23 protein-coding genes are annotated in these 23050 nt (G+C 57.5%); 10 read left to right on the forward strand and 13 right to left on the reverse strand.

The features are described from left to right. Window positions 1-6 precede the first annotated feature (6 nt). The 4 genes from ACQZ5G_RS14805 to ACQZ5G_RS14820 are packed head-to-tail and all read left to right on the forward strand — an operon-like array spanning window position 7 to window position 3059. Window positions 7-1086 (forward strand): DUF262 domain-containing protein, encoded by a 1080-nt coding sequence (locus ACQZ5G_RS14805; RefSeq protein WP_114835705.1) that lies wholly within the window; start codon window positions 7-9, stop codon window positions 1084-1086. Further along, window positions 1079-1834 (forward strand): MAE_28990/MAE_18760 family HEPN-like nuclease, encoded by a 756-nt coding sequence (locus ACQZ5G_RS14810; RefSeq protein WP_114835706.1) that lies wholly within the window; start codon window positions 1079-1081, stop codon window positions 1832-1834. The genes ACQZ5G_RS14805 and ACQZ5G_RS14810 overlap by 8 nt, the downstream gene beginning before the upstream one ends. After that, window positions 1779-2246, forward strand: coding sequence for a very short patch repair endonuclease (locus ACQZ5G_RS14815; RefSeq protein ID WP_448736481.1), 468 nt, complete (start codon window positions 1779-1781; stop codon window positions 2244-2246). The genes ACQZ5G_RS14810 and ACQZ5G_RS14815 overlap by 56 nt, the downstream gene beginning before the upstream one ends. Window positions 2247-2306: 60 nt before the next feature. Beyond that, complete coding sequence (locus ACQZ5G_RS14820; RefSeq protein ID WP_448736480.1) at window positions 2307-3059, forward strand: hypothetical protein; 753 nt, start codon at window positions 2307-2309, stop codon at window positions 3057-3059. Between the two features lie 71 nt (window positions 3060-3130). Here ACQZ5G_RS14820 and ACQZ5G_RS14825 read toward each other — a convergent pair whose 3' ends face one another. Next, window positions 3131-3556: a hypothetical protein gene (locus tag ACQZ5G_RS14825; RefSeq protein ID WP_448736479.1), complete on the reverse strand. Its 426-nt coding sequence runs from the start codon at window positions 3554-3556 to the stop codon at window positions 3131-3133. Further along, complete coding sequence (locus ACQZ5G_RS14830; RefSeq protein WP_448736478.1) at window positions 3549-4973, reverse strand: hypothetical protein; 1425 nt, start codon at window positions 4971-4973, stop codon at window positions 3549-3551. The genes ACQZ5G_RS14825 and ACQZ5G_RS14830 overlap by 8 nt, the downstream gene beginning before the upstream one ends. Window positions 4974-5480: 507 nt before the next feature. On the opposite strand from ACQZ5G_RS14830, the gene ACQZ5G_RS14835 reads away from it, so the two are divergent. From ACQZ5G_RS14835 to ACQZ5G_RS14845, 3 genes are all read left to right on the forward strand, one after another. Next, the gene (locus ACQZ5G_RS14835; protein ID WP_448736477.1) at window positions 5481-7322 is read left to right on the forward strand and encodes a DUF6538 domain-containing protein; all 1842 of its coding nucleotides are present in this window, start codon (window positions 5481-5483) and stop codon (window positions 7320-7322) included. A 148-nt stretch (window positions 7323-7470) separates the two neighbouring features. After that, complete coding sequence (locus tag ACQZ5G_RS14840) at window positions 7471-8103, forward strand: TetR/AcrR family transcriptional regulator (RefSeq protein WP_035236863.1); 633 nt, start codon at window positions 7471-7473, stop codon at window positions 8101-8103. Window positions 8104-8363: 260 nt separating this feature from the next. Then, a complete protein-coding gene (locus ACQZ5G_RS14845; protein ID WP_020808870.1) occupies window positions 8364-8504 on the forward strand; it encodes a hypothetical protein in 141 nt (46 codons plus the stop codon). Between the two features lie 244 nt (window positions 8505-8748). Here the strand turns inward: ACQZ5G_RS14845 and ACQZ5G_RS14850 are convergent, their stop codons facing one another. The 8 genes from ACQZ5G_RS14850 to uppW form a co-directional block, all read right to left on the reverse strand. Then, window positions 8749-10695 carry a methyl-accepting chemotaxis protein gene (locus tag ACQZ5G_RS14850; RefSeq protein WP_448736476.1) on the reverse strand — a complete coding sequence of 649 codons (1947 nt, stop codon included), beginning with the start codon at window positions 10693-10695 and terminating at the stop codon, window positions 8749-8751. Between the two features lie 319 nt (window positions 10696-11014). Further along, window positions 11015-11212, reverse strand: a complete 198-nt coding sequence (locus ACQZ5G_RS14855; RefSeq protein WP_448736475.1) for a hypothetical protein — start codon at window positions 11210-11212, stop codon at window positions 11015-11017. A 44-nt stretch (window positions 11213-11256) separates the two neighbouring features. Next, entirely contained in the window at window positions 11257-12168 is a 912-nt protein-coding gene (locus ACQZ5G_RS14860; protein ID WP_448736474.1) for a homocysteine S-methyltransferase family protein, read from the reverse strand. Between the two features lie 19 nt (window positions 12169-12187). Next, window positions 12188-12877, reverse strand: coding sequence for an ABC transporter permease (locus tag ACQZ5G_RS14865; protein ID WP_448736473.1), 690 nt, complete (start codon window positions 12875-12877; stop codon window positions 12188-12190). Between the two features lie 12 nt (window positions 12878-12889). Next, window positions 12890-13612, reverse strand: coding sequence for an ABC transporter permease (locus ACQZ5G_RS14870; RefSeq protein WP_078051708.1), 723 nt, complete (start codon window positions 13610-13612; stop codon window positions 12890-12892). A 22-nt stretch (window positions 13613-13634) separates the two neighbouring features. Continuing rightward, the gene (locus ACQZ5G_RS14875) at window positions 13635-14405 is read right to left on the reverse strand and encodes a transporter substrate-binding domain-containing protein (RefSeq protein ID WP_080815993.1); all 771 of its coding nucleotides are present in this window, start codon (window positions 14403-14405) and stop codon (window positions 13635-13637) included. A 40-nt stretch (window positions 14406-14445) separates the two neighbouring features. Beyond that, a complete protein-coding gene (locus tag ACQZ5G_RS14880; RefSeq protein ID WP_020808861.1) occupies window positions 14446-15225 on the reverse strand; it encodes an ABC transporter ATP-binding protein in 780 nt (259 codons plus the stop codon). Window positions 15226-15399: 174 nt separating this feature from the next. Continuing rightward, on the reverse strand, window positions 15400-16770 hold the full coding sequence (gene uppW, locus ACQZ5G_RS14885) for a Wzy-type polysaccharide biosynthesis protein UppW (RefSeq protein ID WP_448736472.1): 1371 nt from the start codon (window positions 16768-16770) through the stop codon (window positions 15400-15402). Between the two features lie 541 nt (window positions 16771-17311). Here uppW and ACQZ5G_RS14890 point away from each other — a divergent pair. Next, on the forward strand, window positions 17312-18382 hold the full coding sequence (locus tag ACQZ5G_RS14890; RefSeq protein WP_448737051.1) for a GNAT family N-acetyltransferase: 1071 nt from the start codon (window positions 17312-17314) through the stop codon (window positions 18380-18382). A gap of 40 nt (window positions 18383-18422) precedes the next feature. On the opposite strand, the gene uppG is transcribed toward ACQZ5G_RS14890, so the two are convergent. Together uppG and uppI are read right to left on the reverse strand one after the other, a co-directional pair. Next, on the reverse strand, window positions 18423-19502 hold the full coding sequence (gene uppG / locus ACQZ5G_RS14895; RefSeq protein WP_174057329.1) for a polysaccharide biosynthesis glycosyltransferase UppG: 1080 nt from the start codon (window positions 19500-19502) through the stop codon (window positions 18423-18425). A gap of 2 nt (window positions 19503-19504) precedes the next feature. Beyond that, the gene (uppI, locus tag ACQZ5G_RS14900; RefSeq protein WP_020813672.1) at window positions 19505-20575 is read right to left on the reverse strand and encodes a polysaccharide biosynthesis UDP-hexose transferase UppI; all 1071 of its coding nucleotides are present in this window, start codon (window positions 20573-20575) and stop codon (window positions 19505-19507) included. Window positions 20576-20752: 177 nt separating this feature from the next. On the opposite strand from uppI, the gene uppH reads away from it, so the two are divergent. Continuing rightward, window positions 20753-21664, forward strand: a complete 912-nt coding sequence (gene uppH, locus ACQZ5G_RS14905) for a polysaccharide biosynthesis endo-1,4-beta-xylanase UppH (protein WP_233283546.1) — start codon at window positions 20753-20755, stop codon at window positions 21662-21664. An 8-nt stretch (window positions 21665-21672) separates the two neighbouring features. After that, the gene (gene uppJ / locus ACQZ5G_RS14910; protein ID WP_448736471.1) at window positions 21673-22617 is read left to right on the forward strand and encodes a polysaccharide biosynthesis UDP-hexose transferase UppJ; all 945 of its coding nucleotides are present in this window, start codon (window positions 21673-21675) and stop codon (window positions 22615-22617) included. 17 nt (window positions 22618-22634) lie between these two features. Here uppJ and ACQZ5G_RS14915 read toward each other — a convergent pair whose 3' ends face one another. After that, window positions 22635-22883: a hypothetical protein gene (locus tag ACQZ5G_RS14915; RefSeq protein ID WP_003520570.1), complete on the reverse strand. Its 249-nt coding sequence runs from the start codon at window positions 22881-22883 to the stop codon at window positions 22635-22637. Window positions 22884-23050 lie beyond the last annotated feature (167 nt).

Genomic DNA, 23050 nt, shown 5'->3' on the forward strand with positions numbered 1-23050 from the left:
GTTTAAATGGCGAGGAAGCCCAAGAAACATATTGTTCCGGCGGAGCAGCTAGCAGCGGCAGAAGCTGAAATCGTAGATCGCTCCAGACGCATAGATTTCTATATGACGGAGTATTCCGTTGAACTTCTAGCCGAGAAGATGGATCGTGGCGAGTTTGTCATTCCCGCCTATCAGCGTGAATTCACTTGGGAACCCGCACGAAAGTCACGCTTCATAGAATCGCTTGTTATGGGATTACCGATACCGTTTCTTTTTTTCTGGGAAATGGAGAACGGTAAACTTGAAATTGTGGACGGCTCGCAACGCCTTCGTACTCTCCAAGAATACGTTCTCGGAGAGATGATGCTCATTCAGCTTGAAGAGTTACCTTCACTAAATGGAACCCGATTTTTAGATTTGTCTCCCTCTCGGCAGCGAAAGATAAAAAACCGCTCGATACGCGGCATCGTGTTGAACGAACATGCCGACGATCAAGCAAGGTTCGACATGTTTGAGCGCATCAACACCGGGAGCAAGCAAGCGAACACTGCGGAAGTTCGGCGAGGCGCTTTGCGTGGCCCTTTCCTGGATTTGGTCTTAGAACTCTCAAAGGTTCCGCTTTTTGCCGAACTTGCACCTGTCTCGGGAAAATCTGAAAAAGAGAGAATTCCTGAGGAGTTAGTAACCCGCTTTTTTGCTTACGGCGACGGCCTTGATAACTACCGAGATAGCCCTTCACGCTTCATATTTGAATATACTAGGAAGATGAACGAGCTGTTCGGAAATGACGGGGGCCTTGCGACAGCTTACCGCGAACGCTTCGCAAAGATGTTGGAATTCGTTCAGAAAGCATTTCCAAACGGCTTTAGAAAACTCTCCAATCCGAACACCACTCCGAGAGCGCGCTTCGAGGCAATTGCGATTGGGAGCGATCATGCGTTGCAGCAGAATCCAGCTATTTTCGATGATGTTCCTGATACGTCACCGTGGCTAGACAGCAAGCAGTTCGCGGAAATTACCACCTCCGATGCCGCTAACGTTAAGTCAAAGCTCCAGAGACGTATCGAGTATGTCAAGCTTGCTCTATTGGGGGAGCAAAATGCATGACCTTTCTGAGCTCTTCGAAGAGCGACTAGGCGAGATCAATGCCTACCTTGAACTGCTCGACGGTATCGAACGCCTCGTTCGTTCGGGTGTCCCACGCCTAGGAGACGATGGACCACCCATAACAACGAAACAGCAACGTATCTTGAATTCTGGGCTTTACCTTCAGCTTTACAATCTCGTGGAAGCAACCGTAACAAATTGCCTTGACGCCGTAAGCAAAGCCGCTATGCGTCAGGCGACATGGTCTCCGGGTGACTTGACTAGCGAACTCAGAAGGGAATGGGTGAGGCATTTGGCTCGCACCCATACCTCAATGGGACCAGACAAGCGGCTCGAAGAGGCCATTGTTCTATGCGATCATCTGGTCGCGGCGCTCCCTGTCTACGAATTCGACATCGAAAAAGGTGGTGGCGGAAACTGGGATGATGCCGCCATCAAAAAAATTGCTTCGCGCATCGGGTTTGACTTGCGAGTCAGCAGAAGAGCCGATCAAGGCGTAAAAAGGAAAATCAGAAACGATCTTGGAGCAATGGCTCTAATCGTAAGCTTGCGCAATGGTTTAGCGCATGGGCGCTTGTCATTCGTAGAGTGCGGACAAGACGACAGCGTAGCCGAGCTTCGCGCCCTGTCAACTAACGTATCCGAGTATTTGCGCGAAGTAGTCGCCGCATTCATCTCGTTCATTGGGGAGTATGGCTATATCAGACAAGAACGGCGACCACAGCAACATCTTGCCGACGCCAACTGAAGCAGAGGCAGCCCCCTCAGCGTTTCGATCTGCGCTCATGGCAAAAGTCGGTCCAAAAAACTCGAAACCAGAGATGACGGTGCGCAGGGTTGTTCATGCTTTGGGTTATCGCTTTCGGCTGCATAGGCGAGACTTACCTGGCACCCCTGATCTAGTATTTCCTCGGCTTCGGAAAGCAATCTTCGTACACGGATGCTTTTGGCATAGACATAGCGGTTGTAAGAAGGCCAGCACACCCAAAACACGGGTCGATTTCTGGAATGATAAATTTGCAAAGAATATAGAACGTGACGAGCGAAAGGAACGAGAACTTCGCCAGCAAAGATGGGACATCACTGTTATATGGGAATGCGAAACCGGAAACATAGATGAATTGTCAAGGCGACTTGATGAATGGCTTAAAGAAATTTGAGCGCGATAAACATTATTCAACGAGCGGAAAGTCTTCCGTACGCATATAGGTAAAATATACGTGGCCCAAAATAAGTTATGGACAGACGACGAACTGTTTACCGCTGTGGATTCATATATTTTCTTGCTGCGCGCAGAACGTGCGGGGGTTACAATCAGCGATGCAAAAACGGCCCGTTCCTTACTCTCGGGTATATTGGGTAACAGAAACGACACTTCGGTACTTTACCGAATGCGAAATATATCCGAAGTCGTCCGCGAACTCGGAGTAAGCCCTCTTGGCATTTACCCACCCGCTGAAAATGTAGGTAAAAATGTCGCGGAAAGGATTAAGAAATTTCTCCACGCGCATAGCGATTTTCGTTTAATTCTAGAAGACACGAAGGCCGATCAGTCACGAGAAGGGAAGCCACCCAGCATTGCCCGCGCTGACGTACTCACTCGATTAACCTTCCTCCACTCTTACATATCTGATCTAGAGCGGGAACTGTTAGGAATCGGTCACAACGGACCGCCAGGGGCACTCACCAGTGACGGACCCAGCCGCTTGGACTTCGATATGGCGCGTAGTGCCATTGAAGCTCTCAAGCTTCAAATTTCTGAAGAGAAATCTTTCGAAAAAGCGCCAAATCCGCACATCGAAACGCTCATGAAGTTTGGCTTGAAAGTGGCGCTATGGGTCGGTGAACGTGCGACAAAGTTTTCTGATGTGACGCTAAAATTGTTGGCGCCGATAGTCGTTGCGAAGGCAACTGGGCTTGCTCCCGTTTTGTATGATGCAGTGTCAGCTGCCACAAAGTTTTTCACAAACTAGTGAAAACGGGCAACACCTCGGCGCGACATCAGTCAACGAGACGCTGCCGGTGGCAAGTCTTCTACGCAATCTCACAATCCTGATCGAACGCAATTTTCTTTAAAAAGCGTCTGGCTTACCAGCAATGTCTCAGAATGCTCCGACTGAACAATGCGTACCCACTCATCTGCATGGCTCATGCAGGACAAGTACGTGGCCCGATCATCGATCTCTACTTTCGGATTGAAAGCGCATAGCATATGTTTATAGTTGTCTTTCATCCATTTTAACTCATGAGCCGGACCGCTTATTTCTGCAGCAAAACTTGAAATCGGCGAAATAGTGAGGCCTCTATCCTTTGCCTGTTGTCGTACGTAGCTATTGATGATCTCATCCGGCGCACGAACGGCATAGCTGTTTGCAGCGATCGCCGGGCAAAGTGGAAATTTTTCGGCGGACGTACATCCGGCAATGGTTGCAATAGCGGCCGCGGCAGTCATATTTTTGACTTTACGCACCGGGCGGTCCTTTAAGGATCTTGCCCAACGTGGCAGCCATGACGTCTGTCTTTTTTACCACGTATCCTACGAATCTCAGCGTCTCTTCCCCATCTGAAATTTCGAGGCTCGTGTTACTTTGATCGACCTTATGCTCGGTTTCATGAGAACTGTAGTTGCCCTTTGCACCGAAATTCACTCCGAAGGCATTGAAGCCTCCTCCTCCACTAGCTGAGAACTTACGCTCGTAGTTGTATTGCCACTTTTGGGTAGATTCGAACTTGACCGCAAAGCCTCGTATCAGCACCATTGCGGTCGGATAGTACAGAAGAGATCCATCTGGTCCGAAAAACTCTGCGAAATCAGTTATGTTTTCGGTCACGCGCTTTGAATCGAATAGTGTCGGCTTGAACCACGCAGGATAGATAAGATTTACGCGGAAGGCTGCCTTCGCACGTATCTCGATTTCCTTTCCCTTTCTAAAATCAGTTTGGATCGAGGTATGCTCTGAAGTCGACGCGGAAACTCGGATGAAGCCATAACTTGCCGAGCCGCCGGCCGACCAGTCCGTTGTTATGGAGTGAGACTCCGCCGTTGCTGAGGATAACTTACCATTAAACGCGCCAGCAGATGTGGTCTTTATAGTACCGAGAGTTTTGTCAGGATTGACGACATACCGATCATCGAAGATGGCGGTCGAGCCAGGGGGGAGAGAGGCAAGATATGTAGGGCTAAAGCTGGCTCCTTCAGCATAAACGTAGTCAGGATATGTCGGATACCTTAGCCTTTGCAAGGGATTTTCAAAGTCGAAGACCGCCTCGACTATTTCTCGATCTGCTGGATCTTTATACTTTCTGTCGAGGATTTGCTTTTTCCGAAATGTTGTAATCTTGATGTCGTTGATCAACTCTTGTATGCGGCGAATGTTGCCGTAGCTGTTACTCCACTGCAGATAATGGGCTCTGTCACCAAGAGAAGTTCCGGTGCGTTGACAGTAAATGGCCCATTTCTCTCTATCTATATAGCTCAATTCCAATGCATCGTCTTTGAGAGACGCGATAGTCTTATCATAGTCCGCAACTTGGATTTGTTCTGCCGGGGTTAAATCTCGAAGAACGGCGTACTTCTGCAATACCTGAAGGAACTTGCCGTAGGTGCTCGACAAACGTTCGGCCCCGGTGAGAACAGTGCCACTCACTGGTTCGGGTTCGATCTGCAAGTCTGCTCGCCAATCTATGGCGTAATACGAAAACCATCGATACCCTTGTTGATCCCAGGGCTTGTCAGAAATATCGACGGTGTCGGCCACCAACTTTAGCTGCAGAAATTCTTGGGCGCCTAGCCCCCCAATGGTGGTTTTCAGAAGATCGTAGTAGTTGTCGAGTGATATCTTTAAAGCTGTACCGAAATCAACTTCTCTTACGGGACTTGCAGGCATGCAACAACCCTCCCCAAAAGATACTGGTGATTGAGATCCGTATCATTTGCACGCAACTATAGAGATTGTTTTTGGATTGTAAAGGTCGTCCACTCAATGTCTTTCGCGTCGGTTTGCTTGCCTGTACTCCGCAGCTGATCTTATCGTGAAGCAGTCGCGCTGATCCGAAACAGGGCCGCATCGATGAGTGCATTGCCAGGGCAGTTCTAAGCAGTTGACTTTACGGAATATCGTTGGAGCCTTCTCTAGTCCGACTGCGAGCGGATTTGGCAGTTCGGACGACGTATAAATGTAGCGCAGTCCTAGCGCAGTCGATGTTCAAACGCTATAAAAGCAATGCGTTACAACTATTATCTTCCAATTCCGATTCCAAAGGTCACAGGTTCGAATCCTGTCGGGTGCGCCATCAATTTCCTAGTGCATTGAAACGCCAAAACATCTATGGTCTCAGGACCTTAGCGCAAGCCGTCTGGTACACAACAGGGGCCCGCAAGGGATGGCCACTCGATGACAGGGCTCACCTACATGCAACGTCGCAAAGGCAGCGGCATCTATGAGTTTCGTAAGCGGCTTCCGTCCAGCTTGGCGGGAAAGCCATGCCCCGTCTCACTCAGGGCGGAGTTCGGTGAACTAATCAATCCCGACACCGGATGCTTCAAGCGGGAGCTTACCAAGTCCCTTGGGACCACCGATCATCGACTAGCTAAGCGTAGAGACCTCAGCGAAGCTGCAAGGGTGACCGATTTGTTGGAGCTCGCGGCCCACTTAGTGCATGCGGGTGGCGGCGCTGCCGTGGTCGAGCGGTCCTTGCCCAGCCCTGAGGAGATTGAGGCCAGCGTTATAGCAGGTATCCTTGCCGAAGATGAGGACGAGCGGGAGGAGGGCGACCCCCGCCGCCAGTTACAGACCCCCGAGGAGCGGGCCCACTGGCCAGACCTTGGAGACCCCCTGTTCGGTGAGCTCGGGATGGCTGAGGGCCACCTTGAAGCTAAAGGCGCTATGATTGAAATGCTCCTTACTGACTACCGGCAAGCCTACGCCAAGCGTCAGCCGGGAATCGTCAAAGCTGAGCTTCATGCCTACCACAAGGCGTCTGATATCCCGATAGACCCCTCATCGCCGTTTTACCGAGAGGCGGGGATGGCGGTGCTCGGTGGTCACGTGAAAGCCTATGAGCTCTTGCAGATGCGCCAAGAGGGCAACGTAGTTCCGACACCGACAACCGCCCCCGTGGTAGCTGCGAAGGGTCCCCGACTATCGGAGGCGTTCACCAAATGGAAAAGGGGGTCTCAAGCTCGGGGCGGTAAGCAGCCTTCCCCCACCACGGTAAAGGAGGCTGAGCGGGCCGTTCGGTACTTCACGCAATGGCACGGTGATCTGGCCTTGGGAGAGATCGACAAGCCTAAGGCCCGTGAGTTCCGTAATGCGCTTTCCCGCCTGCCGACGCGCCTTACTGCCAAACAACGGGGAATGCCTCTCAGGTGGCTTGTCGAGTCCATAGGCGCTGACCACGCCCCGGCTCATGCAGCTACCGTCAACAAGAGCTTGAACCTTCTAGCGGCCATCGTGGGGGCAGCAGAGCGGGATGGGGAAATGGACAGCGTGGCGGGCTTCGTCAATCCGTTCCGGAATCTCAACATCGTCATCGATCAGCGCCATGAGACCACCCAGCGTATGCCCTTCTCCGAGAGCCAGCTTAGCGCTCTCTTCGCAGCTCCCATCTTCACAGGCGGCAAGCGGCCATTGGGCGGCGGCGGTGAGGCAGCATTCTGGTTTCCACTTATCGGCCTCCTCACAGGGGCACGGCTCAACGAGATAGCCCAGCTTCGCATTGCTGACATCAGGCAAGACCCCGAGACCGGCATCTGGTTCATGGACATCGGCACAGATGGCGGACGGTCGATCAAGACAGCAAGCTCCCGCCGCCAAGTCCCGCTGCATGGTGAACTCATTCGCCTTGGCCTGTTGCGCTACCGCGATGGCCTCCTCGCCAAGAAGGGGGTGAAAGACACAGACAGCCTCTGGCCCGACATCCGGTCAGCGGACGGCTTCTATTCCGCCACGGCCTACACCAAGTTCTTTGGGAGGTATCTGCGCAAGACAGTCGGCATTGAGGACAAGCGGATTGTGTTTCATTCCTTCCGCCACACCTTCAAGAGGCTGGCCCGCGATGCTGGCCTTACGGAAGAGCTCCATGATTGCCTCACCGGGCATGCCGGAAATGGTGGTGTTGGCAGAGGGTATGGCTCAGGGTTCGGGCTCAAGGCGCTGCATGAAGCGATTGACAGTATACCTGTGCCCAAGCCCGTTGCCGCGTTGAAGGGGCTTGCGGCTGGAACTGGAAGCTGAGCCTTTGGGGTGTGCGGCCTTGCTGTTATTAGACCCCCATCATCACTATTCCCTTGGTGCTGGACCTTGCGGGAGCCTTCAGTTGGACACTTGTAGTTATGCGCGCTATACCATTGACAAATACCGACCGTAAGGTATGAATATTTACATGTCAAGGCCAACCAAACATGCTCCCGAGCGCGGCGATGCCCGAGCCCGGCTCCTGAAAGCTGCAAGCGACACCATCCGCGCTAAAGGCTTCGCCTCGGCGAGCATTGATGATCTTTGCAAGGCGGCTGAGGTAACCAAAGGGGCATTCTTCCACAGCTTCGGCAGCAAGGAAGCCCTGGGAGTTGCAGCTGCCGAATTTTGGAGCAGAACCACCTCGGACTTTTTCGCCGCGGCTCCCTATCATCACCCTCCCGACGCGTTGGGGCGGGTGCTTGCCTATGTCGCTTTTCGCAGAGCGATCATCACGGAGAATCTTGCGGAGTCCAGCTGTCTGGTCGGAACGATGGCTCAAGAGACCTACATGACCTTCCCCAGCATCCGCGATGCGTGCGGAGCCAGCATGTTCGGTCATGCATCGACGCTAGAGGCCGACATTGAACTGGCCCGCCATCAGCGCGGTGTTACGGACGATTGGACTGCCGAAAGTTTGGCTCGATACACGCAGACTGTTATCCAAGGAGGATTTGTCCTTGCGAAGGCGGGGAATGACGCGGAGCTGGCGCGCGAAAGTCTTGCTCATTTGGAGCGGTATATTCGGCTTCTGTTTCGCGTTGCGGAGGAAGGGACGTGAGCGAGATCGATCAGAGCGCGATCATCATCACCCGGCGCGGCGTGCCATTTCTCGGGGGCTTCAGCGTTTCACACTACCCCTGAAACAATCACAGGAAACATATCGAGGGTAAGCTTCAAGAGCCCCGGATGAAACGATCCGGCTCGGGCTGCGTCAAAAAGACCCTGCCCGCGTGCATGAATTGGCGTTGTTGAAGCAACAGTTTTGAGGTAGCCCTGTCCTCGATAGATTGTATCAAGCAACAGACTGGAAATACTCAAATGATGGATTGGGATTGGGTAGATTTGTTCCCCTTGGTCTTCTTTCCGTTCAAGATTATCGTGTTGGGCACGGGCATGTTCTTCGCCATCAAGTGGCATCACGATCAGGCGAAGAAGGAAAAGGGCCCCAGCGGCCCGTAAGCGCCCGCCGGTCGGGCAGCGAAAAGTTCAGATTTCATCGGATGGATGTTTTCGCGCGTGAAGCGGTGCCGGGGAACCCCATGGCGATGGTTGCCGATGCGGATGATTTAGCCGTCGCGAAGATGTTGCGTTTTGCACGGTGGACATCGATTTTGCCAGAACGGCTTTCGATTGCACCACATCGTCGTTGAACGCCGGCGGGGATGCCTCCCCGCCGAAACGCATGTTGGAAACGGATCGCCGCTCAGAACTCCTGCCAGTCGCCCTTCGTATCGACGGCGGCGTTGCCCGAAAACGCCGAGGCGATCTTGCGGCCCAGCGCGCGGACCGGGGACGCCACATATTTGTCGCTGCCACCGGCGCTGCGAACCGGCGCAGGCTGGCTCTTTGGCTGATGGGCGCCGTCGGCGAGCCGGAACTGGGAGAGCAGCTGGTTGAGAGACGCCACTTCCTTGGCGAGGCTGTGGCTTGCGGCATTGGTTTCTTCCACCATGGCCGCATTTTTCTGCGTGTCCTGATCCATCTGGTTGACCGCCGTATTGATCTGCTGCAGTCCGGAAGACTGTTCCTGCGCGGCCTCCACGATGGAGACGACGTGCCGGTTGATCTCCTGCACTTCCGAAACGATGGTCGCCAGCGCCTTGCCGGTGTCGCCCACCAGCTGAACGCCCTGCTGCACCTGATCGTTCGAGGTGGTGATCAGCGCCTTGATCTCCTTGGCGGCATGGGCGGAGCGCTGGGCAAGCTCGCGCACTTCCTGTGCGACGACGGCAAAACCCTTGCCGGCCTCGCCCGCACGCGCAGCTTCCACGCCGGCGTTCAACGCGAGAAGGTTGGTCTGGAAGGCTATTTCGTCGATGACGCCGATAATGTTGCTGATCTCATTGGCGGATTTCGCAATCTGCTCCATGGCGACGACGGCGCGGCGCACCACATCGCCGGATTGTTCGGCGCCCGCCTTGGCACGGCTGACGATCAGGCCCGCCTCCTGCGCACGCTTGGTGGAATCCCTGACCGTCGTGGTGATTTCTTCCAGAGCGGCGGCGGTTTCCTCCACGGCCGCAGCCTGCTGCTCGGTGCGCTTGGCCAGATCATCGGCGGCAGATTTGATCTCGTCTGCACCCGCGCCGATGCCGCTGGCGTTCTCAGCCACCTTGGTCAGGGCCGCCTGCAGCTTTTCGGCAGACATGTTGAAATCGTTACGAACGGCGTCGAGCGTCGCGGTGAACGGCTGGCCGATGCGATAGGAAACATCGCCTTCCGAAAGCTTCGCGAGACCGGCTGCGAGATTGTCGACCGCGAACTTGACGTCGGCCGCTTCCCTTGCCTTTTGCTGCTCGCGCTCCATCCGGTCTTTCTCCGAGAGGCTGCGATTGGCTTCGGTTTCCTGTTCGAGACGAATGCGCTCGATGGCGTTTTCGCGGAAGACCTGCACGGCCTTCGCCATCTGGCCCACTTCATCCCGGCGCGTCATGCCGTCGATTTCCGTCGCCGTCTCGCCGCCGGCAAGCGATACCATCCGCTCGCGCAGGCGGGCGATAGGGGTTGTGATGCCGCGGGACGCCACGAACAGCGCCAGAATGATGCCGACCGCAAAAGCGATGCCGACAACCACCAGCGAGGTGAAGATGGTCGAATTGGTCTGGTCCGTCAGGTCATCGCTTCCTTTGACGACGCCCTTGGCGAGCTTGTCCAGCAGCGCCGTCAGGGCAACCGAAGTCGCCTGAATGGAGGCGTCCGCCTTGAGTAGCTGGGCAGCGGATTCATCATTACGGCTTGCCATACCAAGTTCGACAGCCTTGTCCGTCATGGCGGTTATGGCCTGCGACTGCGCGATGAAGGCGTCCATCGCAGCGGACTCTTCGGGAAAGACAGCCTTCACATTATTGAGGCGCTGCAGGAGCGCGCCCTTGCTGTCACTGTAGGCCTGCTTGGCGGCCTTTATCTCCGGCCCGTTCACGTCATAAGCCATGACCTGATAGGCGCCGTAGGCCAGGGCAACCAGATTTCGGTTGGCACGCGCAAGCTCCACCAGAGCGGCGTTGTCGTTCGCGATAAAGAGCGAGTAGGCCGTATCCGCTTCCTTGTAGCGGGTGGACATGAAGGCGGCAGCGCCAAGGCCGACGATGCAGAGCGGAAGAATGAGCGACAGGATTTTGGTGCGGATACTGGCGTTTTGAAGAAAAGACACGGAAAGCCTCACGTCATTGAAAAAAACCGCTCCTTCCCCGTGCCGGAGGTGTTCGGCAAGACTGACATTGCACGTCGAACGCCCCGATCATCGAGACTTCGCTAGCCGCATCATAGGCTCTGGCCGCATCTGCATCATGCATGCGCCGCAGAAAACCGCCTGTCCCTTGCAATACGGGGAGGCCGCTCACCACGGTTGGCGCGGCGGCCCGCCAGCGGGCGGGACGCCAAGCCGAATTGCCGGAAAAAGGCGGAAGCATGTAAACTTTCAGCCGTCTCATCCGGTTTATTTTCCAATACAATGATTATAGTCAAAAACTTTATAATTCCTTCACGACGGCGGGCAAAGCACGGATGTTTTTGCCCGGGAGACCCGCCGTCCACCGCCCGGCGCGAAAGGCCGGCCCTTCGCAGGCCGCACATCGCTGCAAAATGGCGGTCACGCTGGCCCCGCGCGCCAGCGTCCCGGCCAGATTGAAAATCCAGATGGCGTATTCCGCAACGCTGCCGGAAAACATCCGAAGCGCCGGCAGAACGTGGCGTCAAAAGTGATGCCGGGCGTTCAAGCCGCCGCGCGCCGCAGCGCTGTCGCAACCGTGTGGATATGCGCCGCACCAATGCCGCAGCAGCCGCCGATCATGGTCGCGCCCGCATCCGCCCAGGAGCAGGCAAAACGGGAATAGACATCGCCGGTCAGATCGGCGCGCGTGCCATGCAGCCCTTCATTGGCGGCGGAATCGCCCTGTTCGCCTTCGAAGGCATTGGCGTAGACGCCGATTTCCAGCGACACAGTCTTTTCCGCGAAGACGGCGGCGGCCGTCTCGACGGCGGCCTTCATGACTTCCGGCTTGCTGCAATTGAACAGAAGGGCGGCGGCACCCGATTGCGCCGCCCATTCGGCGGCCGCCCTGACCGTTTCACCGGAGCGAAGCGCGGGCTCGCCGCCGGCCGCAGCCGCATCGTCGTTAAGCGTGAAGGAAATCCAGAACGGTTTGCCGGTCGCGGCAACGGCCTCGCGCACCGCCTCGCCTTCGGCGATCAGGCTGAGCGTCTCGCCGAGCCAGACATCGACATAAGGCGCGAGATTGTCGACCAGCACCTTCAGATAGGCCTGCACCCGCGTGGCATCGAAATTCTGCGGCTCATAGGAACCGAAGATCGGCGGCAGCGAACCCGCCACCAGCACCTTGCGGCCGGAAGCATCCGCCGCCTCGCGCGCCAGCCTGCCCGAAAGGGCGATCAGCGATGCGCCATCCTTCTGGAAACGCTCTTCGCCGATGTGGAAGGGCACCAGCGCATAAGAATTGGTGGTGACCACATCGGCGCCGGCTTCGATGAACTCCGCATGCACCTGCCGCACGATCTCGGGCGCGTCGATAAGCGCCAGCGCCGACCATTCCGGCTGTTTCAGCTCGGCCCCGAGCCGCTGCAATTCGCGGCTCATGCCGCCGTCGAGGATACGGATTGTGCTCATGGTCATACTCCCTGAATGTTTATCGCCTGACCGGCACCTGCTGTTCGACAAGGCCGAAACAGCGGGCGATGATGGCGGTGAGAATGAGATAGAAGACGGTGACGACGATCAGCGGTTCATAGACCAGAAGCGTATCCTGCCGCACCTTGTAGGCGACGGCGTAGAGGTCCATCACCGTCACGGTGAAAGCAAGCGGCGTGGCTTTAAGCTGCATCACCACCTCGCCGGCAATGGTCGGCAGCGCGATGCGGATGGAGCGCGGCAGCCAGATGCGGCGAATGAGGGTGAAACGGCCCATGCCGAAAGCCCTGCCCGCCTCCAGCTCGCCTTTCGGCACCGCCAGCAGCGCGCCGCGCAGAACTTCCGCCTCATAGGCCGCATAATTCAGCGTGAAGCTGACGGCCGCGAAGAAGAACCCTTCGCGCAGCACCGGCCACATGAAGCTCTGGCGCAGGCCGGGGATCATCGGCAGAAGCGAGCCGACGCCGTAATAAAGCAGCCAGAGCTGGATGAGCAGCGGCGTGCCCCGGAAGAAGGTGCAATAGGCCCGCGCCAGGATTTTCGTCATCCGCCCGCCGCTCACCTGCGCAAACGCAAGCCCGATGGCGAGGAGAAACCCGATGCTGACGGAGATGACGAGCAGCGCCACCGTCTGCCATGCACCCGAAAGAAGCAGCGGCCAATATTTCGCGACCCATGAAAAATCCATGCCGTTCCCTCCTCAAGCCAGGGCCGGCTGGCCGCGCCGCACGCGGCGTTCGATCAGCGAAAAAACGAGGTTGGAAACGAGTGTGATGGCAAGGTAAAGCAGGGCGGCGGCAAGGAAGAACAGGAAATATTGCTTGGTGCTGGCCCCAGCGAGACGCGTCGCCAGCGCCAGCTCCTGATAACCGACGACCGCCACCAGAGCACTGTCCTTGGTCACCGCAAGCCAGAGATTGCCGAGCCCCGGCAAGGCGTTCGGCAAAAGCGCCGGCAAGACCACCCGGCGGAAACGTAAGGCGGGCGACATGCCGAAGGCGCGCGCCGCCTCGATCTGCCCGCTCGGAATGGCAAGGATCGCCCCGCGCAGCACCTCGGTCATATAGGCCCCCTGCACGAAACCCAGCACCGCAACGGCGGCGACGAAACCGTTCACCTCCAGCGGCGGCATGCCGGCCAGCAGCAGCAGCCGGTTGAGGCCGTCAGTCCCGGCATAATAAAGCCCGACGATGAGGATCAGCTCGGGAACGGCACGGATTGCGGTGGTATAGAGATTGAGCAGCAGGCCAAGCGGCCTGTTGCCCGAAAGCTTGCCGAGCGCCCCGGCCATGCCGATGGCAAGGCCGATCAGATAGGCGCCGGCGGAAATGGCAAGCGTCGATGCCGCACCCTTCAACAGGGTGCCGCCCCATCCCGGAGGATAGGGAGACAGAAGTTGCAACGTGGTTTCAAGGCTTGCCATATGCGTGACCGATCAGACCGAATTACTGCCCGTAAATATTGAAGCTGAAGTACTTCCGGGTGATCTCGTCATATTTGCCGCTGGCGCGCACGGCGGCGATTGCCGCATTCAGCTTGGCCTTGAGTTCGGTGTCTTCCTTGCGCAGGCCGCCGGAAACGCCGAGACCGAGGATTTCCTTGTCGTCGGCGACATCGCCCATGTCGGCGCAGCAATCCTTGCCGGCATCGCTCTTCACGAAAGCGTCGAGAACGATGGAATCGCCGAAGACATAATCGATGCGGCCGGCCGCGAGATCCTGAAACGCCTCGTCCAGCGTCTGGTAGGTCTTCTCATCGGCGACACCGGCGAAATATTTCTTGTAATATTCGGACTGGATGGTGGCCACCTGAATGCCGATGGTCTTGCCCTTGACGTCCTCGGCCGTCGCACCCGCCTTTTCGCCCTTGGCGCCGATCAGCTTGCTCGGCGTGTTGTAATATTTATCGGTGAAATCGATGATCTTCTGACGTTCTTCCGTGTTCGACATGGACGACCAGATGACGTCGAATTTCTTCGTCTGCAGCGCCGGGATGAGGCCATCCCAGGAGAGCTCCACGATCGAGCATTTTTCCTTCATTTCCGCGCAGACGGCGTCCATGAGGTCGATTTCCCAGCCCTGCCACTTGCCGCTGGCATCCTTGGCGAAGAAGGGCGGGTAGGCCTCGTTCATGATGCCGAAGCGCACGTCGGCGCTGGCGGTGAAGGCGGAAAACGCAAATGCCGTTCCGGCAAGCAGCGTGGCGAAGAATTTCATTCAAGTCTCTCCTGTTAAAACGGACTGTCGGGCAAAAGGGTCAATTGGCAAGCGCGCCGGTAAATTCCCGGCAGCGGGCGCTCAAGGGGTTTCCGAACACCTGCGCCGGCGGCCCCGCCTCCTCCACCCGGCCCTGATGCAAAAACACGACCTGCGAGGATACATCGCGCGCAAAGCGCATTTCGTGGGTAACGAGCAGCATGGTGCGGCCTTCTTCGGCCAGATCGCGAATGACCTTCAGAACCTCGCCCACCAGTTCCGGATCGAGCGCCGAAGTGGGTTCGTCGAACAGCATCACCGCCGGTTCCATGCAGAGCGCACGCGCAATGGCGGCGCGCTGCTGCTGCCCGCCGGACAGGAATGCCGGATAGGCGTTTTTCTTGTCATAAAGCCCGACCTTGTTCAGCAGGGCTTCGGCCTTTTCGACCGCCTCCTGCCGCCTGACGCCGAGAACATGAACGGGCGCCTCGATGACGTTTTCGAGAACGGTGCGATGGGCCCAGAGATTGAAATTCTGGAACACCATGCCAAGGCCGGTGCGCAGTTTTTCCACCTGCCGCCAGCTTTTCGGCACGGCCTTGCCGTCGCGGCCGGTTTTCGTGGCGATTTCCTCGCCATTGACGATGACGCGGCCGCGATCCGGCGTTTCGAGGAAATTCATGCAGCGCAGAAAGGTGCTTTTGCCGGAACCGGAGGAACCGATGATCGAGATGACATCGCCCTTGTGGGCTTGCAGCGAAACGCCCTTCAAAACCTCATGCGTGCCGAAGCTCTTGTGGATGTCATCCGCCTCGAGCGCGCAGGCGCCTGTATCTGCCATCGATTGACCTAGCCGATCCGTTTTTTCAGTGCCGCCACGCCAATAGCCGGGGTTTCGCGGTGCGACGTGCACAATAACAAAGACTTGAGCCGCGCATGTTTAGCGAAAATAGCCGCAGACGCGCGCAACAATCGGCTCTTTTACATATTTGCAACGAAAAATCATTTCAAAATATCACCTGGAGCGAACGACAGGGGAAGCCTGCCCCCGCAGCGGTGCCGGGGCAATGCCCGCTCCACCGCCGGCTCTCTCCGGTTCCCCCTCCGCCTCGTCCTCGACGAGGCTGGCATTGGCCTGAAGATGCAGGCCCATCACGGCGACGATGAGGAAAAACCAGACGAAGCCGGTGCTGAGGAAAAACAGCGTTTCCAGAAAGCCGTAGAGCAGCACATAAAGCCATACGCCGACATAAAGCCGCGTCAGCGGACTGTTGCGGGTGGCCTCATTCATTTTGCCGAGATAGTGCAGCGGCAGGAGATAGATCCACACCATCACCAGCACCAGCCCCGGCACGCCGCCAGCCAGCAGAAGGTCGAAATAACCATTATGCGAATCCGGCGCGGTCGTCGCCCAGGTATTGTTCTCGGTGAAACTCGACATCAGGGCGTCGCTGCGCCAGAAGGCCTGATAGCCGTATCCCAGGAGCGGGCTTTGACGGATGTAATCGATGGCGACGGTCCAGATATCCCGTCTGCCGGTAAAGCTGGCGTCGAGCCCGAGCTTCGTCAGCATCTGCGAAAAGACGGGATCGACCGTGGTGCCGACGGTCACCAGCGCGAAAACCGCCAAAAACAGGGTCACGACCGTATAACGCCAGCGCGGCCAGCGCAGGATGAACCAGCCTGTCGCAATGATGATCGGCATCAGCCCGAGCGCGGTCTTGCCGCCCGACTTGACCAGAAAGACCAGCGACAGCAACAGCACCGACAGCCCGCCGATAAAGGACCAACGCTTGCAGAGATAAATACCGACGATAATCAATACCGCCATGACCGAGGCGGCCTCGTTCTTATGGCGGAAAACCCCGCGCCAGTCCCCCGCCAGCAGCGGCTCCAGCGCATCGCTGGCCTGATGGATCGAGCGCGAGGGTAGCACGGTGATTCCGAAATAGCACAGGAACAATATGATCAGGGCGCATGTGGCGAGCAGCGTCGTGAAATGCCGCTCGGTGCGCGGCAATTGCAGGAAGCCGCCGGCAAGCACACAGATAATGGCGCACATGACCAGCCGCCTGAGCGAAAATAGCGGCGCTTCGCCCGCAAGCGAGGTCAGGACAAACCAGCCGAAAATCGCCGCCATCAGCAGGCGCGGCATGAAGAGGATGGAAAACGACCGCTCCTTCGCCATGAAGGCCAGGAAACTGAAAAACAGGATGATCGCGGTCAACTGGTTGAGCAGGTTGGACCCGGCCGCCATGGCGGAGCCCTGATAGGTCGATGAGAGCGAGATATAGGGCGAAAAGCCGACCGTGAAAAACAGGAACGTCACGTAAAACAACGCGTCCCGCCAGTAGCCACGCCCCTGTTCGCCATGCGCTGCATCCATAAGGGGTTTTTCTCTCCCTCTTTCCTGAAGCCGCCCGCATTGAAACTCGTGCTTCGCATATTCGATAATACGAATATCCCGCGCAAATCCTATTTTTTAGTTATCCATGATGCACGGGAAAATAGCACCGCGATTGTGCGCTTTTCCTCGGGAAATCGGAGCCCGGAGACAAAGGACAAGACGGAAGCTTGCCAAAATTGACGCCAGACCCCAAAAAATCGCCTACAAAATTTATCCATATTTCATCCAAAGGTTGCTTGCTTGAGCGTATTTTGTTAACCTCAACCGAGGCGGTTGATACAGATTAATATCTTGATATTAATATGATTTATTCCAAATCCGATACTTTCTAGCCCACCGGATTGCAGGTTTTATATCTATATTAATACATTCAAATATACGCTGCCTATGGTTGATTTCGTCAATGCACAAAAGGTGGGGGCCGACGGTGGACGTTCCGATACACACCCATATGGACGATGGCGATAGCGGTCACTTGACACAACGCCCGGTTCAAATCGGTGTGTCCGGCATCCGCCCCATGCGCAGGGAAGACGTTCCGGCTGTCGAGGCCGTGCTCAACAGCGCTTTCAGAAAGACTGGGCAGGAGCGGAACTTCGATTTCGGCTCTTATATCGAAAAACTGTTTTTCGGCAGTCCAGCCTTCAGTCCGGAAAACGGCAGCGTTGTCTACGATGCCGGGGAGAACGGGGTCACCAGCGTCATCCTCGCCGTGCCCATGCGCTTCGTTGCGAATGGAAAAACCATTACCGCAAGGCTGCTCTGCGCCTTCGCATCGGACGGGAAACGCGGCGCACTCGGCGCAGCGCGTCTGTCCCGCGGCATGCGGGCCTCCAAACACGACATGTTGTTCTCGGATACGGCTTCACCCGTCAGCGCCGATCACTGGGTGGCGACCGGCGGCAACATGCTGCCTATTGAAAGCCTGCAATGGCACAAGGCGCTCAAACCCTTCTGCACCATCGCGCTGCGCATGCCGCGCCGTTCGAAACTGGCCAAAACCACGCTGGCGCTCGCCGCACTCGGATTTGTGGATGGAATCCTGCGGCGGTGGAAAAAGGGTCTGAGACCGCAGGAGGCCGCCGGCGCCACGGTGAGAACCGTGGATTACGAAACCTTCCGACACAGGGCGCTCGCGATGATCGAGCGTTTTTCCATTCGCCCGGAATGGTCTCACGAGGAATTCCACTGGCTGATAGAGATGAGCAGGGCCAATGAAAGCCTCGGCGAACTGAAGGGCGTGGTGATCGAGAATGCCGAAGGCCATGCCATGGGCGCTGCGCTGTTTTTCGGCCAGCGGGGGAGAACGGCCTATGTGCTCAATCTCGTCTGCGATGCCGGTTGCGAAAACGATGTGCTCAACACCCTGTTCCGCCATTTCGATGACGAGAATTATGCCCATGTCACCGGCATGGCGCAGCCCTTTCTCATCAACGCGCTTTACCGCCAGAACCACATGAGCTTCCGCCACGACGGTTATTTCTGCATGGCGACGCGCGATGACGCCCTGCGGGAAAGGGCGCTGGCCGGCGACATCTATATTGGCGGACTGTGCTCGGAGAGCTGGAGCAAGCTCATCACCGACTATTGAGCCCCCGCCCCGCCTCACGACGGAAGACGGATCGAAACCCTCAAGCCTTGCTGAACCGCCCGACATTGGCCGAGATGAGATGGCGCAGCGCTTTCGCGTAACGTTTGGAGCGCGTCTTGGCCGCCAGCGCGCTGGTCCAGTCCACCATCGACCCGTTAATATCGAAATCGCCGAGCTGGCCTTCGGGAATATCGCCCTTTTCGATGCGCTCGACGATGGAGGCGAGCGCCGCATAAAATTCCGGCGAGCGATAGGGCGGATGCAGTGAATACATGCCCTTGCCCGTGCCGAGAAAATCGAGGCGATAAACACCCGTGCGCATCATGTTCGTGCTCAGCACCTCCTCGGCGGGCATCGAGACAGGCTGCTGGTTATAGGCATAGGAGCGGATGCGCCGTTTGACATCGGGCTTGAGCAGTTCCAGCGAGCCGATGCGTTTCGCAAAACGTTCCATATCGATCATGAAAAGCCGGGTGGAAACGGTGGCGAAACGCCAGGTGGGAATGCGCGACGGCAGCTTGCGCGGCGCAGGTATGTTCTTCACGCCGGGCATGCCGACATGGCGGGAAATATCCAGATCGCCGCGCACCGTCGGCGGCCCGGAAAAGGGCGTGATGCACAGCGCATCCGGATTGGCCTTCTGGAGCGCGATGGCCTCGCCGAACCAGCTCTGGCTGCCGCCGCCGAACATCATGTCGCTGTCCATATGCAGCACATAACGGGCATTGGCGCGTTTCAGCCCGTAGAAATAGACATGGAAAGGCCCGCCATCGAAAGCCTTGGCAGGATAGGGGATCGGCGAGCGGGGAAAGAAGGTTTCCGTCACGGCGCTGCGCGCCGCATCGCTGTAATCGACGATATCCACATGCAGATGCGGATAATTGGTCTGCATTTCCTCCAGCATGTCGAAGAGACGCTGGCGCGCCGCATCGAAACCGTTGCCCTTGTAGCGGCCGGCCCCCACCTGGCCCGTATCGACGGTGAGGAGAATGCGGTCCACCTGTCCGCCCCAAACCCTGAGCTGATGCGGCAGGGTCAGGGCCGCATGCGGGGCATCGAAGGGGTGCAGGTTGATTTGCAGCGCCTTTTGCACGGGAGGAAGCGGCATTTCAGCATTCATAGTCATGCACCACGGTTCCGGAATTCATTGATGATGGCCATCATGGGTTTTTGGTTGAAACTCCAGTCCAGCGGCAGCGGCCGGTTGGCGGTGCCATCCCGGCGCGGATAGGCCCAGCGGATCCAGCTATATTGATCCGAGATGCCCCATGTGGTGATGGAGGAAAGCGCGCCGCCCGCCGAGGCAGCCTCCAGAAACTCGCGGACCTGGCCGTTGATCAGCATATCGCGTTCGGCCTCCGGCGCGGGCAGCGTCTGGTCCATCACATCCAGCTCCGTCACCAGAACGGCAAGACCGTAACTGCGCATTTCCGTCGTGAAGGCGGCAAGCTCGTCCTTGGCGATCGGCCAGCCGCCGCGCAAATGCCCCTGCAGGCCGACGGCGTTGATCGGCGCGCCCTTCTCCAGCAGTTCGAGAATGAGATTGCGGAAGGCCGCGCGCTTGGCCGGCGATTTCTCGGCGGCAAATTCCACATCATATTCGTTGAGCACGAGCTGCGCCTTCGGATCGACCGCATGAGCGATCTCGAAAGCTTTCTTGATGGCGTCCGGCCCGGCGCCGTAATACCAGGCATCGCGCCGCGCGCGCACATTGCCCGGCACGTCGGGGATCGGCTCATTGACCACGTCCCAGCTATGGATCACGTCCTTATAACGCTCCATCACCGTGACGATATGGGTCTCCATCAGCTTCTCGACCTTCACGCCGCCGCCGATGCTCGCAAGCCAGGGCGCGTTGGAGGCATACCAGATCAGCGGATGGCCGTGCATGGAAAGCTTGTGCTGACGGGCGAAATTGGCGATTGCATCGGCGGCGGCGAAATCGAACGCCTCCGCCGAAGGCCGCAGGACCTCCCATTTCATTTCGGTAACGGGAGTGATGCGCGAGCAATATTTCACCACCGCCTCGCCGATGCGGCTATCGGCAGTGAGATCCGGCAGGTAAACGGCCGCGCCGTAAGGGGCGGTTTTGCTCGCCGCTTTCTTCTGCGCGGCAAAGGCCGGGCCGGCCACGGCATGCAGCAGGCCAGCGCTTGCCGCACCGCCCATAAAATTCCGCCGCCCGATCCGCATGCACCCGCCTCCGCAACCTTTATTCCCAAAACATAACATTCCGATCATAGGAAAAGGATATTAAAGATTTGCAAGGTTAACCGACGTTATACCACGTCATAATTGGCCAGACCCGCTTAATGCGGTAGTAACTTCGCTGTGCGAATTCTTGGCCCACGCCGCATGGAGTTTGAAGTCTTGGTTTCCGTTTCGATTGTCATTCCCGTTCGCAATGGCGAGCGTTACATCGTGGAAGCGATCGAAAGCGTGTTGCTGCAGGGCGAGACCATCGGCGAAGTGCTGGTGGTCGATGACGGCTCCACCGACACCACCGCACAAAAGGTGGAAGGTTTTTCCGACCCTCGCGTCAAATTGCTTGCCCGGCCACAGGGAAGGCAGGGCGTTTCCGCCGTGCGCAATTTCGGCCTGTCGCAGGCGCGCGGCGAATGGACGATGTTTCTCGATGCCGACGATCGCCTGAAACCGGGCGCCATAGCGGCCCTTTGCGCCGGCATTTCCGGGCCGGATGTCGTCGCCGTTTATGGCGATTACGAGCGCATCGATGAAAACGGCGTCAAGATCGGGCGGCGTAACCTCATTCGCCGCCGGGAAAAACCCGATGGTTTCATTCTCCAGCCGCTGCTCGGCGGCAACTTCATCGTCAATGGCGGCATCATGCTGGTCAGGACCCGCATCTTTCAGGAATTCGGCGGTTTCGACGAGACTTTGCGTTATGCCGAAGACTGGTATGGCTGGTGCAGGCTCGCCGCCGCCGGCCGTTTCGTTTACCTGCCCGGTTGCCACGTGCTGGATTACCGCGTGCACAGGACGAGCGTGATGATGAACCGGCTTTTGACCTTCCGGGATTGCGAACCGGCAATCGAGGCCGTGTTTTCCGACCCCGCCATCGTCGCTGCCGTTTCGCCGCCGGAACTGCGGCGGCTTCGCCGCCGGTCCGAAAACCACATGAATGCCTATACCGTGGCGCAGGCCTTCCGCGCCCGCCGCTACCGCGAGGCCTTTTCGGCGCTGGCCGATACCTTCCTCAACCGCCCGCGCCAGAGCCTCAGGGCCGTCGTTTTTTCCGCCGCAGCGCTTGCCGGAATTTAGGAGTTTCCATGTCCGAGATCATGCCGGAAGCGGTGGTGTGCATTCCGAGTTTCCGCCGGCCGGAAGGCCTGAAAAAGACGCTTCGGTCACTCGCAGCCCAGAAGGTCGATTTTCCCTTCGCCATCGTCGTGGTCGATAACGACGGCGCGGGCCAGGCGGGTCTTTCGGTCGCGCGCGCCTTTTTCGCCGAAAGCGGCATGGCCGGCGAGGCATTGGTCGAACCGACGCAGGGCAATTGTTACGCCATCAACACCGCCTTCCGCACCGCCCGGCAAAGCTATGCTTCGGCTGAGTGGCTCCTGATGATCGATGACGACGAGGCCGCCTCCCCCGTCTGGCTTGCCGAAATGGTTTCGGCGGCGAAATCCTTCGGCGTCGATATCGTCGGCGGACCGGTCAACCGGGAATTCGACGCACCGGCTTCGAAGGCGGTTCTCTCACATCCGCTGTTCGGCTCCATCGAAGCGCCGACCGGCCCCGTCGAGCAAATCCACGGATCGGGCAATTGCCTGATCTCACGGCGGGTTTTCGAGACGCTGGCGAAACCGGAATTCGACGTGCGCTTCAACTTCCTCGGCGGCGGCGACATGGATTTCTTCACCCGCTGCCGCAAGGCCGGTTTCAAATTCGCCTGGAATGCGCAAGCGCTCATCATTGAATATGTGCCGGAAAACCGCATGGCGCCGCGCTGGATCATGGAGCGCTCGCTCCGAACCGGCATCATCAATTACAGCATCGACCGTGCCCGACGCCCGGGCCTGAAAGGCGGGCTGCTGCTTGCCGCCAAAAACGCCGTCAGCCTGTGCCTGTCTCTTGTCCGCGCCGTTTCCGCCTTCGTGAAAACCGGAACCCTGCTGCCAGCCACGCATCCGCCGCTGATGTCCATCGGCCGCGTGATGGCGAGCCTCGGCATTACGCTCACGCCCTACAAGGCGCCGGCGAAGAAGAGCTGAAGCGGGATAGTTTCGGCTCAGCTAAGGGTTTTTTGCCTGCCGAGCGAGATCGTATTCGTGAACCGTTTCTGGAAACCGAACGACGACAAGGCCGTCGCAAGGACGAGGAGCGGCACGAGCACCGGCCAGAAGAAACAAAGGACAATGCCGGTGACGCGATAAAAATCCCAGTCCTTGTCGCGGCGGGCGCCTTCGATATAGGTCATGGCGAGAGAGGTAACGGTGCCAATTCCATATATAAAAAGAGAAATGGACGTAATCACCATTGGTGGCCTCAATAAATCTATGATTCGAATAAATTTGTAATATTGATGCAGTGTAGCGCAGATGTTCGCAGTTGCAACGGATTTCAGCGACGCAGCGCATCCATTCAATAAGTTAGGAAAATCTTATATTGTCGGGCGGGAGGCGCAGGCGCGCTTTATTCTTCGCG

Source organism: Agrobacterium sp. 22-214-1, from assembly GCF_053522465.1.